The organism is Micromonospora sp. BRA006-A, from assembly GCF_033433935.1.
GTDB lineage: Bacteria > Actinomycetota > Actinomycetes > Mycobacteriales > Micromonosporaceae > Micromonospora > Micromonospora aurantiaca.
In genome coordinates, this window is sequence record NZ_JANCLW010000001.1 from 1,000,166 (window position 1) to 1,012,830 (window position 12,665).

Annotated in this window: 12 protein-coding genes; 5 read left to right on the forward strand and 7 right to left on the reverse strand. The window is 72.0% G+C overall.

Annotated features, from left to right (window positions below):
- Positions 1 to 79 precede the first annotated feature (79 nt).
- Positions 80 to 757 carry a DUF4245 domain-containing protein gene (locus tag NMK34_RS05000; protein WP_318332396.1) on the forward strand — a complete coding sequence of 226 codons (678 nt, stop codon included), beginning with the start codon at positions 80 to 82 and terminating at the stop codon, positions 755 to 757.
- 91 nt (positions 758 to 848) lie between these two features.
- Entirely contained in the window at positions 849 to 1,688 is an 840-nt protein-coding gene (locus NMK34_RS05005) for a hypothetical protein (RefSeq protein ID WP_318332397.1), read from the forward strand.
- Between the two features lie 40 nt (positions 1,689 to 1,728).
- Here NMK34_RS05005 and NMK34_RS05010 read toward each other — a convergent pair whose 3' ends face one another.
- The gene (locus tag NMK34_RS05010; protein WP_120571616.1) at positions 1,729 to 1,941 is read right to left on the reverse strand and encodes an exodeoxyribonuclease VII small subunit; all 213 of its coding nucleotides are present in this window, start codon (positions 1,939 to 1,941) and stop codon (positions 1,729 to 1,731) included.
- A 13-nt stretch (positions 1,942 to 1,954) separates the two neighbouring features.
- Positions 1,955 to 3,193, reverse strand: coding sequence for an exodeoxyribonuclease VII large subunit (xseA, locus tag NMK34_RS05015; protein ID WP_318332398.1), 1,239 nt, complete (start codon positions 3,191 to 3,193; stop codon positions 1,955 to 1,957).
- A gap of 87 nt (positions 3,194 to 3,280) precedes the next feature.
- On the opposite strand from xseA, the gene NMK34_RS05020 reads away from it, so the two are divergent.
- Positions 3,281 to 4,270, forward strand: a complete 990-nt coding sequence (locus NMK34_RS05020; RefSeq protein WP_318332399.1) for a 4-hydroxy-3-methylbut-2-enyl diphosphate reductase — start codon at positions 3,281 to 3,283, stop codon at positions 4,268 to 4,270.
- A gap of 38 nt (positions 4,271 to 4,308) precedes the next feature.
- Positions 4,309 to 4,725 (forward strand): hypothetical protein, encoded by a 417-nt coding sequence (locus tag NMK34_RS05025; protein ID WP_318332400.1) that lies wholly within the window; start codon positions 4,309 to 4,311, stop codon positions 4,723 to 4,725.
- A gap of 54 nt (positions 4,726 to 4,779) precedes the next feature.
- On the opposite strand, the gene NMK34_RS05030 is transcribed toward NMK34_RS05025, so the two are convergent.
- The 3 genes from NMK34_RS05030 to NMK34_RS05040 all read right to left on the reverse strand — a co-directional run bounded on the left by NMK34_RS05030 (position 4,780) and on the right by NMK34_RS05040 (position 7,750).
- Positions 4,780 to 5,703, reverse strand: coding sequence for a hypothetical protein (locus NMK34_RS05030; protein WP_318332401.1), 924 nt, complete (start codon positions 5,701 to 5,703; stop codon positions 4,780 to 4,782).
- A 153-nt stretch (positions 5,704 to 5,856) separates the two neighbouring features.
- Positions 5,857 to 6,390 carry a hypothetical protein gene (locus tag NMK34_RS05035; protein WP_318332402.1) on the reverse strand — a complete coding sequence of 178 codons (534 nt, stop codon included), beginning with the start codon at positions 6,388 to 6,390 and terminating at the stop codon, positions 5,857 to 5,859.
- A gap of 214 nt (positions 6,391 to 6,604) precedes the next feature.
- Positions 6,605 to 7,750: a DNA recombination protein RmuC gene (locus NMK34_RS05040; RefSeq protein WP_318332403.1), complete on the reverse strand. Its 1,146-nt coding sequence runs from the start codon at positions 7,748 to 7,750 to the stop codon at positions 6,605 to 6,607.
- Between the two features lie 54 nt (positions 7,751 to 7,804).
- Between NMK34_RS05040 and NMK34_RS05045 the strand changes: the two genes are divergently transcribed.
- Positions 7,805 to 8,617 carry a hypothetical protein gene (locus NMK34_RS05045; protein ID WP_318332404.1) on the forward strand — a complete coding sequence of 271 codons (813 nt, stop codon included), beginning with the start codon at positions 7,805 to 7,807 and terminating at the stop codon, positions 8,615 to 8,617.
- A gap of 65 nt (positions 8,618 to 8,682) precedes the next feature.
- Here NMK34_RS05045 and ppc read toward each other — a convergent pair whose 3' ends face one another.
- Together ppc and NMK34_RS05055 are read right to left on the reverse strand one after the other, a co-directional pair.
- Positions 8,683 to 11,469 (reverse strand): phosphoenolpyruvate carboxylase, encoded by a 2,787-nt coding sequence (ppc, locus tag NMK34_RS05050; protein ID WP_318332405.1) that lies wholly within the window; start codon positions 11,467 to 11,469, stop codon positions 8,683 to 8,685.
- Positions 11,470 to 11,592: 123 nt separating this feature from the next.
- A complete protein-coding gene (locus tag NMK34_RS05055) occupies positions 11,593 to 12,621 on the reverse strand; it encodes a hypothetical protein (protein ID WP_318332406.1) in 1,029 nt (342 codons plus the stop codon).
- Positions 12,622 to 12,665 lie beyond the last annotated feature (44 nt).

Genomic DNA, 12,665 nt, shown 5'->3' on the forward strand with positions numbered 1-12,665 from the left:
ACACGATCTCAGGTTCGCCGTCCCGGCGGGGCGGAGGAGGCCAGGATCACGTCACCCGGTGGGCTGCGACAATGACCCTGTGGAAGCCGCACAGCCTGCCGACCGCACACCGACCGACGCCACCCCGCCGGACGGCCAGCCCGCGCTGGTCGAGCCCGCGACCGCGCCGTCCGCGGCCCCGCAACCAGCGGCTGTGGCACCCGCGCCCGCCGAGCCCGAGCCCGAGCCCGCTCCTGCGACGGGCAAGGCCCGGTCCGAGCGGTCGCCGAAGGACATGGCGCTCTCCCTGCTGATCCTGCTGGTCCCGATCGCGCTGCTGCTCGCCTTCTACCGGGGCTTCCTCGGCGGCGACTCGCCGGTCACCGTCGACCCGGCGCCCGCGCTGGAGCAGGCACGCTCCGCGAACGCCTTCCCGGTCAGCGAGCCGACCGGGCTGGGCGACGACTGGCGTATTGTCAACGCCCGCTTCCGGACCGAACCGGACGGCTCGACGCTGCGGATCGGGTACGTGACCCCGGAGGGCCGTGGCGCGCAGCTCGTGGAGAGCAACGTCCCGGCGGAGAAGCTGCTGCCGGCCGAGCTGACCGAGGGGCAGCCGCAGGGCGCCGCCGACCTGCCCGGCGGGCTGAGCTGGCAGCGCTACACGGCACGCGGCAACGAGCAGGCGCTCGTCCTGCTGGAGCCGAACCGCACCGTGATCGTGGTCGGTGACGCGGGCGAGACGGAGCTGCGCAAGCTCGCCACGTCGCTGCGCTGACTCCTCCCTCCGGGTGAGGCGGGATTGCGGATCCCCGCTTCCGGGAACAGAAGGGACATCGAGCCCGGACGACCCACCTGGAGAGGTTGACGTGAAGATACGACGCTTCAGCGCCACCGCGTTCGCCGCGGCGCTGCTCATTCCCGGCCTGGCGGCCTGCAACGGCAACGGGACGACGTCCGACGCCTCCGCGACCCCGAGCGCCTCCGGCAGCGTCGCACCGAGCGCCACGGCGTCCAGCAGCGCGGCCAAGCAGGCCCTGCTCGACTCCACGAACGCGATCCGCGAGGGGAACTTCAAGTTCTCCATGACCGGCGCGGGCTCCACCGCCGAAGGGCAGGTGCACGAGCCGAGCCAGAGCGCCGACATGCGGATGACCATCGGCGACCCGTCGTCGGACCTGATGATGAAGCTGGACCTCATCCACGCGAAGCCGGACAGCTGGGTCAAGCTGGAACTCGGCGGCGCCGCCGCCACGCAGATCCCCGGCGTGAAGAACCTCAACACCGGCAAGTACCACCACCTCGACCAGAACCGGATCAAGGGCAACCGGGCGCTGGGCTTCGACTTCGAGAAGCTCGACCCGGCCGGCAGCGCCGTGCTCACCCAGGGCATCACCGAGGTACGGCAGACCGGCGAGGGTGCGTACGAGGGCACCGTCGACGTGTCGAAGGCCGCCGAGGCGGGTTCGCTCGACCCGGCCGTGATCACCGCGCTCGGTGCGCAGGCCCAGTCGGTGCCGTTCACCGCCAAGGTCGACACGCAGGGCCGGCTCAGCGAGATGGTGCTCAAGATCCCGGCCGCCGGGCAGAGCGCCGCGCAGGACCTGAAGATCACCTACACCGACTACGGCAACGCGGCGCCGGCCCAGAAGCCCTCGGCCGACCAGGTCGTCGAGGCCCCCGCCGAGCTGTACAACCTGTTCAACTGAGGTCTGCGGTGGGGTTCGGCGATCGCGCCGAATCCCACCGTCAGTCCTCGGCGCGCTGGCGGGCGGCGTCGATGCGGGCGCGGGCGCCGTCCAGCCAGCGCTGGCACACCCCGGCGAGCTGCTCGCCGCGCTCCCAGAGGGCCAGCGACTCCTCCAGGGAGGTGCCGCCCGCCTCCAGCTTCTCCACCACCGAGGCCAGCTCGGCGCGGGCCTGCTCGTAGCTGAGCTGTTCGTCCTGCTTCGTCCCGGTCATCGTCTCTCTTCCCTCAGCCGTCGACGGTGGCGGTCAGCTCGCCCTCGGCGAGGCGTACCCGCAGTGGATCGCCCTTGGCGACCTCGGAGGCCGCGCGGACGACGTGGCCGTCGGCGCGCTGCACGATCGCGTAGCCGCGCTCCAGCGTCGCGGCCGGGGACAGCGCGCGCAGCCGGGCCAGCGTGTGCCGCAGGTCGTCGGTGGCGCCCCGCAGCCGGTGCTCCAGGGACCGGCCGGCGCGGTCGCGCAGCGCGGACACGTCCACCGCGCGCTGCTCGACCATCACCTGCGGCCGGGCCAGCACCGGGCGGGAGCGCAGCAGGTCGATCCGGTGCTGCTCCCGGTCGACCAGGTGACGCACCGCCCGTTCCAGCCGGGACCGGGCCTGGCCGATCAGGCGGACCTCCTCGGTCAGGTCCGGCACGATGCGCTTCGCCGCGTCGGTCGGGGTGGAGGCGCGCACGTCGGCCACGTAGTCGAGCAGCGGCGCGTCCGTCTCGTGGCCGATCGCGCTGACCACCGGGGTGCGGCAGGCGAAGACCGCCCGGCACAGCGCCTCGTCGGAGAAGGGCAGCAGATCCTCGATGCCGCCGCCGCCGCGGGCGATGACGATCACGTCGACGGCCGGGTCGGTGTCGAGCACCTTCAGCGCGCCGACGATGTCGGGTACCGCGCTCGGCCCCTGCACCGCCACGTTGATCGTGCGGAAGTCGACGGCGGGCCAGCGGCGGCGGGCGTTGGTCAGCACGTCCCGCTCGGCCGCCGAGGCGCGGCCGGTGATCAGGCCGACCCGGCCCGGCAGGAACGGCAGCCTCCGCTTGCGGGACCGGTCGAACAGGCCCTCGGCGGCGAGCAGCTTCTTGAGCTTCTCCAGCCGGGCCAGCAGCTCACCGAGACCGACCTGACGAATCTCGTCGGCCCGCAGGCTGAGCGTGCCCCGCGCGGCGTAGAACTCCGGCTTGGCGTGCAGCACCACCCGGGCGCCCTCACGCAGCTCCGGCGCGCCCGCGTCCAGCACGTCGCGGTTCGTGGTGACGGTGAGGCTGAGGTCGGCCGACGGGTCGCGCAGCGTGAGGAAGACTGTGCTCGCGCCGGGGCGGCGGCTGATCTGCGCCACCTGGCCGTCGACCCACACCCAGCCCAGGCGGGCGATCCACGCGCCGACCTTCTGGCTGACCACCCGGACCGGCCACGGCTCCTCGGGCGTGCTCCGCCCGTCCGGCGCCCCCCGGCCGTCCTCTCCCGCGCTCACCCGCCCACCCTACGGCCCGGGACCGACAGCGCCCGCGCGCGCCTCGCGGCCGCTGCCGTACGGGAGGGCGGCACGTACGATGGGCGGGTGACTGACGCTGAGACGACTCCCCGGACCGGCAAGCGCGTGCTCCTGGCCAACCCTCGCGGCTACTGCGCGGGCGTGGACCGGGCGGTGCAGACCGTCGAGGAGGCGCTGAAGCTCTACGGCGCGCCGATCTACGTGCGCAAGCAGATCGTGCACAACAAGCACGTGGTGCGCACGCTTGAGGCCCAGGGCGCGATCTTCGTGGAGGAGAACGAGGAGGTGCCGGAGGGCGCCACGGTCATCTTCTCCGCCCACGGCGTGGCCCCCGAGGTCTACGAGCAGGCCAAGCAGCGCTCGCTGCGGGCGATCGACGCCACCTGCCCGCTGGTCACGAAGGTGCACCACGAGGCCCGGCGGTTCGCCGCGCAGGAATACGACATCCTGCTCATCGGGCACGAGGGGCACGAGGAGGTCATCGGCACCGCCGGCGAGGCCCCCGCCCACATCCAGCTCGTCGACGGCCCGGACGGCGTCGACAAGGTCACCGTGCGCGACCCGGAGAAGGTGGTCTGGCTGTCCCAGACCACGCTGTCGGTGGACGAGACGCTGGAGACGGTGGCCCGGCTCAAGAAGCGGCTGCCGCTGCTCCAGTCGCCGCCCAGCGACGACATCTGCTACGCCACCTCCAACCGCCAGCACGTGGTCAAGGAGATCGCCCCCGAGTGCGACGTGGTGATCGTGGTCGGGTCGCGCAACTCCTCGAACTCGGTCCGGCTGGTCGAGGTGGCGCTCGACGCCGGGGCCCGCGCCGGCTACCTGGTCGACTTCGCGCACGAGATCGAGGACGCCTGGCTGACCGGCGCCCGGACGGTGGGTGTGACCTCCGGCGCGAGCGTGCCCGACGAGCTGGTCCAGCAGGTGCTCGCGCACCTGGCCGAGCGCGGTTTCGGCGACGTGGAGGAGATCACCACCGCGGACGAGCGCCTGACGTTCTCGCTGCCGCAGGAGCTCAAGCGCGACATGAAGGCCGCCGCCGCGGCCCGCGGCTGACCGGGAACGGATCGGCCGCCCGCCGCGTCCAACCGACCATGAAGACTCCTCGTACGGTGCTCGTCGCACTGCTCGCCGGCCTCGCGCTGACCGCCTGCGCCGCGCCCGGCGACGGGTCCGCCGACTCCAGCCCGAACCCGAGCCCGAGTACGACGGGAGCCGCCCCCGTGACCAGCCAGCCCGACCCCGGCACCAGCCCGAGCCGCCCGGACCCGTCCTGGAAGGGTGGCCCGTCGACCCCACCGGGGGTCGGCGGCACCGTCCTCAGCGGCACCGTGCAGGCCGGCGTCGAGCCGAACTGCCTGCTGCTCGACGGCCACCTGCTCGTCGGCGGGCCGCGCGACGTGCTCAAGGCCGGTGCCAAGGTCGAGGTCACCGGCCGTCCCGAGCCGGGCATGATGACCACCTGCCAGCAGGGCACCCCGTTCGTGGTCGAGTCCGCCCGCCGCGCCTGACCTCGCTACTGAAGTCCCGGCCGGCAGGCCGACAAAGCGTCGAACCATCTGTTGTCAGACTGGGCGGCTCTGCGTCACCTGCCTGGCGTCGTCCAGCCCTGGCCGTCTCCACAACGTCAGAACGGCAATCGTGAGAAGCGCAGCACCGATCCATGCACCGAGCCGCAGAAAGACGAATCCAAATCCAAGCCAGACCGGGATCGGCTCCGCCGGCGCGCTGAGGGCCTGGCCAAGGGCCAATGCGCTCACTGCCGCGGCCGGTAGCAACGCGACGCTGCCGGTGATGAAAAGCACCACGATCGGCTGGCTTGCAGCGGCCGGCCGACGCCGCATGTGGCGTGCGATGCCGGCGATCATCCACCAGCCCGCAATCGCCCCCAACGCCGCACCGGCCAGGGCCGCGGGCGACGCCAGCGCGGGGGCGGTGCGAGTTACCGAGGCTTGAACGCCCACGCGATCAGCGTCGACGACGCCCTGTGAGCCCACCTCGATCCGCCAACCATCGCGATACGCCACGAAGGTCGGGCAGCATGTCTCGTCCAGGAGGGGCCCGACGTCCCATCCCGCCTGCCGCAGCGGATCGCGGGCGTCGTTGACGGCAGAGACTGCGGCGGACCGGTCCGGCCAGGTACTCAACCAGCTCACCGAGCCGGGACGGTAGCCGTCGGTCCCGAGTAGTAGATCTTTCCAACCTCGCTCGGCGTCCGGAGCGAAGACCGCCTCGAGCCGATGAGGTCCCTCGGAGTCTGCCGGTAGAGCCGGTGCGATCATCCTTTGCGCTTCCCCATCGGTCGGCAGCGCAGGCGCAGTCTGCCAGGTCAAGAAAGACAGGAAGGAAGCCGCGGCGACGGCGCAGAGCAAGGCCGCCACGAATGCCGCCGAAAGCTCCCACCTTCCCCGAACAGCCAGCTTCTCACGGGCCGTGCCGATCAACGCCGCGACCACCCGTCGTGGCCGAGCTGATGGCGATCGGGTCATGATTTCCCCTTAAGCGGTGCCGCGGACGCGGTCAGGGCGGTGCTCACCTTAACACCCTGAGCCCATTGAAATGCGGTTGAGAATTAATGGAGATGAAATGAATTGGTGCGGGCGCTTGGCGCCCGCACCAATTCATTTCACGCTTTGGTTCGCTTAGTAGATCCAGACGCCATTGTAGATGCGGATCCAGCTTCCCTTACCGTAGAACCATCCACGGTAGAAGATGCGATGGGTGGTCGACCTGAAGCAGTCGGTGTCGCGCCAGCCGAAGTAGGAATTCGAGCTCTTTCCGCTGGGAAGGTTGCCGTACGGCCCGGTCACCGAGCATGAGGTGTGGCTCGACGAATCGCGGCTCAGGTTGAGCGTCTTTCCGCTCCGGTTGTGCACGACCCCACAGAACACGTTGCACGAAGTGCCGTTGGTGCAGTCCGGCGGCGGTGCGAGGGTCCTGAACGCGCCACCGCCCTCCTCGCAGTCCAGCGATGGGATGGCCAGCTTCGCCTCGGCCACGTCGAGGTCGAGCCCTGCGGCGTCGATCTCTTCCTGAGTCGTGCCGAGCTCGACGATGATGATGGTTTCCTCTGGCTCGTCAGCCCATGCTGCGCCGCTGTTCGGAAGAGTCAGGCCGCCAATTGAAATGGCCAGCGCACCCAATGTCGCCAACAATGCGCGACGGATTCCCCGCATGTGCACCTCGTTCTCTGGAAGGGGTGTTGCGGACACCATACATAGGCATCGAAGTATCGGCAAGTGTCTAAGACTGGCCCGGCTGATTTACCTTAATGTCCGTTATGTCAAAGGGGGCATCGCGTATTTCGGCAGTCTGACAGAATGCGATTCTGTCCCGACTTGGGCGGGCAGGCGCAGCTGCCGCATGGGCTTTGACGAGCCGCGCTGTGGCTCAGAATTCGTGGTGGCGAAGTTCGGGCGCCTGCGGCTGCCTCGGTGCCAGCTCCACCTGCGCCGGCGCGGCCAGCTCATCGTCGGAGACACCCAGCTCGGCCAGCTTGCGGGCGCTGACGAGCACCCGCGCCTCCAGCGACCCCACCGCCCGGTTGTACGCCGTCACCGCCCCGCTCAGCGAACTGCCGAGCTTGCCGACGTGGTCGCCCAGAGTGGACAGCCGCCCGTACAGCTCGCGGGCCAGCGAGTGGACGGTGGCGGCGTTGCGGGCCAGCGCCTCCTGCCGCCACGAGTAGGCCACCGTGCGCAGCAGCGCCACCAGCGTGGCCGGCGTGGCGAGCACCACGTTGCGGGCGAACGCGTGCTCCAGCAGGGACGGGTCGCGTTGCAGCGCCACGTCGAGGAACGGGTCCGCCGGCACGAACAGCACCACGAACTCGGGCGTCTGGTCGAACGCCGACCAGTAGGACTTGGCCGCCAGGCCGTCCACGTGCGCGCGCAGGTGCCGGGCGTGCGCGTCCAGGTGGGTGTCGCGCCCCCGCTCGTCGCGCGCCTCCATCGCGGTCAGGTACGCGTCGAACGGCGCCTTCGCGTCCACCACCACCGTCCGGCCGCCGTGCAGGCGCACCACCAGGTCGGGGCGTACCCCCTGGTGGTCGGTCGCGGCGGTGACCTGCTCGCTGAAGTCGCAGTGTTCGAGCATGCCGGCGGCCTCGACGATCCGGCGGAGCTGGTGCTCGCCCCAGCGGCCGCGTACCTGCGGCGCGCGCAGCGCGGCGACCAGCTGCTTGGTCTCGGTGCGCAGCTCGCCGGAGACCGCGCTCATGGATCGCACCTGCTCGCGCAGCTCGGCGTACGCGTCGACCCGGTCCCGCTCAAGCTCCGCCACCCGCTGTTCGTAGCGGCGCAGCGTGTCGTGCAGCGGCGCCACCGCGCGGGCCACCGCCTCCTGGGACTGCGCCGTCGCCTCGTAGCTGAGCGCCCGCATCGACTGCTCCAGCCGGCCCTCACCGGCCTGGGTGGCGGCGAGCGTCGCCTCCAGGCGGGCGATGTCGGCCGCCGCGCGCGCCCGCGCGGCCAGCCAGCCCACCGCGCCGCCCGCGGCGAGGCAGAGCACCACCACGGCCAGCGTCGCAAAGCTCATGGCCAAGAGCTTGCCAAACGGGTACGACGAGCGCCCGGTGGGTACGTTCGAGTCATGGAGTTCGCGTTGTGGCTGGTCCTGATCCTGCTGCTCGGAGGTGCGTTCGTGTTCTGGCGGAGGGGCAGCAGATCGCGCCGGTCGAACGAACTGGCCGACGCCCGCGCCGAGGCGCAGCGCTGGTACGAGCGGCTCGGCGGCCAGCTGATGAACCTGCACGGCGACGCCCCGGCGGTCCGGCAGGCGCTCGCCGACGCCGGTGAGCGCTACAACGCGGCCGGTTCGCAGCTGGAGCAGGCCACCACGCCACGCCAGTTCGGGCTGGCCCGGGAGACCGCGCTGGAGGGGCTGGCGTACATCCGGGCGGCGCGGACCGCGATGGGCATCGACCCGGGCCCGGAGCTGCCGCCGCTCGCCGCCGCTCAGGGTGCCGGCGCGCTCACCAAGGAGCGCCAGGTCGACGTGCAGGGGCAGACGTTCCGGGCCGGCCCGCAGCCGGGGAACGCGACGCCCTACTACTACCCGGGTGGCCGGTTCCAGGGGCGGCCGGTGCCGGCCGGCTGGTACTCCACGCCATGGTGGAAGACCGCGCTCGGCGCGGGTGTCGGCGTGGTCGGCGGTCTCCTGATCGCGGACGCGCTGTTCTCACCGGCGTTCGCCGACCCCGGGTACGACGCCGGTTACCAGGAGGGCTTCGGCGACGGCCAGGACTTCGGCGACCAGGGCGGCGACATGGGCGGCGGCGACATGGGCGGCGGTGGCGACTACGCCGGTGGCGACTTCGGCGGCGGCGGGGACTACGGCGGCGGCGACTTCGGTGGCTTCGGCGGCGGGGATTTCGGTGGTGACTTCGGCGGCGGCGACTTCTAGCCGCGCGCGTTAAGAAGGGCCCCCTCTTATGCACGAGGCGTTAAGAGGGGGCCCTTCCTTACACCTCAGCCGGTGTTGCGCATGCCGGCGGCGATGCCGTTGACGGTGGTCAGCAGCGCCCGCTCCAGCGCCGTACCGTCGTTCGGGGCACGCCGCCCACCCGGCGCGGTCGCCACCGCCCGCCCGGCCGCGCCTGATTCGCGGTACTGCCGCAGCAAGGCCACCTGGAGGTGGTGCAGCGGCTCCAGGTAGGTGTCCCGCACGGCGAGCGTGCGCTGCAGCACCGGTGAGTTGTCCAGCAGCGCCGGTGCGGCGGTGACCGCGAGCACCTCCTGCTTGGTCAGCTCGTACTCCTGCTCGATCTTGTCGAAGATCGGGTGCAGCTTCTTCGGCACCAGCGTCTCCACGTACCGCCGGGCGATGGTCAGGTCGGTCTTGGTCAGCATCATCTCGACGTTCGACAGGAACGTGCGGAAGAAGTGCCAGTTCCGGTTCATCTCGGCGAGCACGTCGGCCAGCCCGGCCGCCCGCGCGGCGGCCAGCCCGGAGCCCACGCCGAACCAGCCCGGCACGATCTGCCGGGTCTGCGTCCAGCCGAACACCCACGGGATGGCCCGCAGGCCGGACAGGCCGGCGCCGGTGTTCGGGCGCTTCGCCGGCCGGGAACCGATGTTCAGCGCGCCGAGCAGCTCGGTCGGGGTGGACGCCCAGAAGTACGCGGGCAGGTCCGGATCCTCGACCAGCGACCGGTACGACCGGAACGCCGACTCGGACACCACGTCCATCGCCGCGTCCCAGCGCTCCAGCATCTCGGCCGGCTGCCGGGGGGCGGTGTGCAGCAGCGTCGCCTGGAGCACCGCCGCCACCGTCAGTTCCAGGTTCTCCCGGGCCAGCGCCGGCAGCGTGTACTTGTCGGAGATGACCTCGCCCTGCTCGGTCACCTTGATCGCGCCGTCCAGCGTGCCGTACGGCTGGGCCAGGATCGCGTCGTGCGTGGGGCCGCCACCACGGCCGACGGTGCCGCCCCGGCCGTGGAACAACCGCAGGTGTACGCCGTGCCGCGCGGCCACGTCCCGCAGCGCGCGCTGCGCCCGGTGGATGGACCACTGGCTGGTGGTGATGCCCGCCTCCTTGTTGGAGTCGGAGTAGCCGAGCATCACCTCCTGCACGTCGCCCCGGGCCGCCACGAGCGCCCGGTACGCGGGCAGCGACAGCAGCTCGTCCAGCAGCTCTCCACCGGCGTTCAGCTCGGCCGGGGTCTCCAGCAGCGGCACGATGCCGATGCGGGCCCGCCCGGAGTGCACGTCCACCAGGCCGGCCTCGCGGGCCAGCACCACGGCGGCCAGCACGTCGTCCACGCCGAGCGTCATCGAGATGATGTACGACTCGATCACCTCGGGGCCGAACCGGTCCTGCGCCTCGCGGATCGCCGCGAACACGTCGAACGTCTTGCGGGCCGACTCGGTGAGCGGGCTGTCCTGGGTGGAGAGCGGCCGGCGGCCGGTCAGCTCGTCGGCGAGCAGCTTGGTGCGCTCCAGCCGGGACAGCGCCGGGTAGTCGGAGACCTCGCCGACCGCCTCGTAGAGCTGGGCCAGCACCTCGTGGTGCTTCTCCGCGTGCTCCCGGATGTCCATGGTGGCCAGGTGCAGGCCGAACGCGGACACCGTACGGATGGCCGAGGCCAGCCGCCCGACGGCGGTGAGCTGGCCGGAGTTGCGGGCCAGCGACGCGCGCAGCAGCTCCAGGTCGGCGATCAGCTCGGACGAGCCCCGGTAGTCGCGCCCCGGCACGTGCGGGGTGTCGGCGCGCAGCCGCTCCCGGGTGTTGGCGAGCTTCGCCTTCACGCACCGCGCCTTGAGCCGGTACGGCTCCTCCGCGTTGACCCGGCGGAACCGGGGCGCCACCTCTGGTAGCGCATCCAGGTCCTTGGCGAGGCTGGCGGACAGGTCGAGCGACACCGCGCGCAGCCGCCGGGAGACGCTGACCTCGGTGATCAGCTCGTCCATCGCCTTCTCGGTGGCGGCGATGCCGTGTTCGTGCTGGATGCGCAGCACCTCGCGGGTGACCACCGGCGTGACGAACGGGTTGCCGTCGCGGTCGCCGCCGATCCAGGTGCCGAAGCTCAGCGGGCGGGACGTCGGCGACGTCTCCACGCCGAGCGTGCGCAGCGTGTCGGCGAGGTCGTCGAGGACCTGCGGCGCGGCCTCGGCGTACAGGTCGCGCAGGTAGTAGATCGCGTTGCGCGCCTCGTCTGTCGGATCAGGCCGGTCGAGCCGCAGCTCGTCGGTCTGCCACATGAGGTCGAGCAGTTCGGCCAGGCGGCGGTTCGCCGGGCCCTCGTCGCTGGCGCCGTACAGGATCGCGTTCGCGGTCTCGGTGTCCAGCTCGTCGGCCACGGCGCGCAGCTTGGACAGGATGGACCGGCGGGCCGCCTCGGTGGGGTGGGCGGTGAAGGCCGGGCGTACGGCCAGCCGGCGGGCCGCGGCGGCGATCTCCTCGGCCGGTACGCCCCGTTCGGCGATCATCTTGGCCGCCTGGTCCAGCCAGCCGCCGTGGGTGGCGCGGCGGCGGCGCAGATCCCGGGCGCGGTGCACCTGCTCGGTGATGTTCGCCAGGTGGAAGTAGGTGGAGAAGGCACGGGCCAGCTTCGTGCCGGTGGTGACGTCGAGCCCGGCGAGGCGCTGGGCGGCGGCCGGCGCGTCGGAGCGGACCTGGGCGCGGATCTCCTCGACCAGGTCGAGGAGCGGGCGGCCCTCCTGCCGGGCGAGGGTCTGCCCGAGCAGCGTGCCGAGGCGGCGGATGTCGGCCCGGAGAGCGGCGTCGGGGCCGTCGTGGTCGTGCTGGTCGGTCACGGTTGCGCTCCTTACGCGAGGACGAAGGACAGCGCTGTCCGACTCCTCTGGATGGTATCCGCGTGGGCCCGGGGGACAGGAGGGGGACACCGTGATGATCTGCACTCTGGGACGGTGTGCCGGTCAGCTCCGCTCGACGGCGTGCCGTCCCGCCTCCGGTCCGCGGCGCGCCCGGAACAGGGTCGCGGTGAGCAGACCGGCCAGGCCGGCGACCACCCAGACCAGCAGCCCGGTCAGTGCCCAGCCGCCGCCGCGCCAGTCGAAGTAGATGGCCGACTTGAACAGGTCGGTGGCGAGGCCCGGCACGTTCCAGCGGTGCATGCCGCGCAGGAACGGCGGCAGGAACTCGGGGGCGTAGATGCCGCCGGAACCGGGGTTGCCGAGCACCACGAGCAGCAGGATCACGATGCCGGTGCCGAGCAGCCCGAGCCAGCCCTGAACGGCGGCGGCGACCATCCCGGCCGCGAACGCGGCGAGCGCCCCGACCACCGCCACCGTCGCCACCTGATCGGGGAACACGCCGAGCACCGGTCCGACCAGGATCGCCCCGATGACGCCGAGCAGGACCGCGTGCACCGCCAGCGTGGCGATCCGCAGCCCGGCCCGGCGCAGGTCGCGCGGACTGGTGCCGAGCGAGATGCCGAGCGCCGTGGACGCCAGGTAGCCGCCGAGCACCACGCCGACGGCCAGGTAGAACGGGACCAGGCCGCGCGGGTCGTCGGCGGAGACCGGCACGTCGTCGGTGACCTCCAGTGGCACCCCGGCCTGCCGGGCCGCCTCGGTGAACACGTCGGTGACGAGTTCGGTGGCGGCGGGCGCTCCCGCGCTGGCGGTGGCGAGCGTCAGGCCGCCGCCCGGGGCGGAGCCGAGCACCGCGTACACCGATCTGTCGGTGAGTCCGTCCTGGGCGGCGTCGCGGCTGTCGTACCCGACGGGTTTGATCGTGTCGGTGCGGGCGCGGACGGCGGACATCACGGCCTGGGCCTGCTGGTCGCTCGTGACCACGGCGACCGGCACGTCGCGGGGGTCCGGCTTGTGCAGCGCGCCGACGTAGGCGGCGATGAACGCGCTCGCCAGCGCGAGGGTGCCGAGGATCAGCGCCGCCGTGCGGGGCAGCCAGTCCCGGGTACGCAGCTCCGGCTCGTCGTCCACGGCCTCAGCCTATTGCGGGCATATGCCCGGCTCATGGGGTTTCG

Coding starts and splice junctions, on each gene's coding strand:
- NMK34_RS05010 (WP_120571616.1), bottom strand. CDS start 1,941: ATGACCGGGACGAAGCAGGACGAACAGCTCAGCTACGAGCAGGCCCGC.
- NMK34_RS05040 (WP_318332403.1), bottom strand. CDS start 7,750: ATGAGCTTTGCGACGCTGGCCGTGGTGGTGCTCTGCCTCGCCGCGGGC.
- NMK34_RS05035 (WP_318332402.1), bottom strand. CDS start 6,390: ATGCGGGGAATCCGTCGCGCATTGTTGGCGACATTGGGTGCGCTGGCC.
- NMK34_RS05030 (WP_318332401.1), bottom strand. CDS start 5,703: ATGACCCGATCGCCATCAGCTCGGCCACGACGGGTGGTCGCGGCGTTG.
- NMK34_RS05045 (WP_318332404.1), top strand. CDS start 7,805: ATGGAGTTCGCGTTGTGGCTGGTCCTGATCCTGCTGCTCGGAGGTGCG.
- NMK34_RS05025 (WP_318332400.1), top strand. CDS start 4,309: ATGAAGACTCCTCGTACGGTGCTCGTCGCACTGCTCGCCGGCCTCGCG.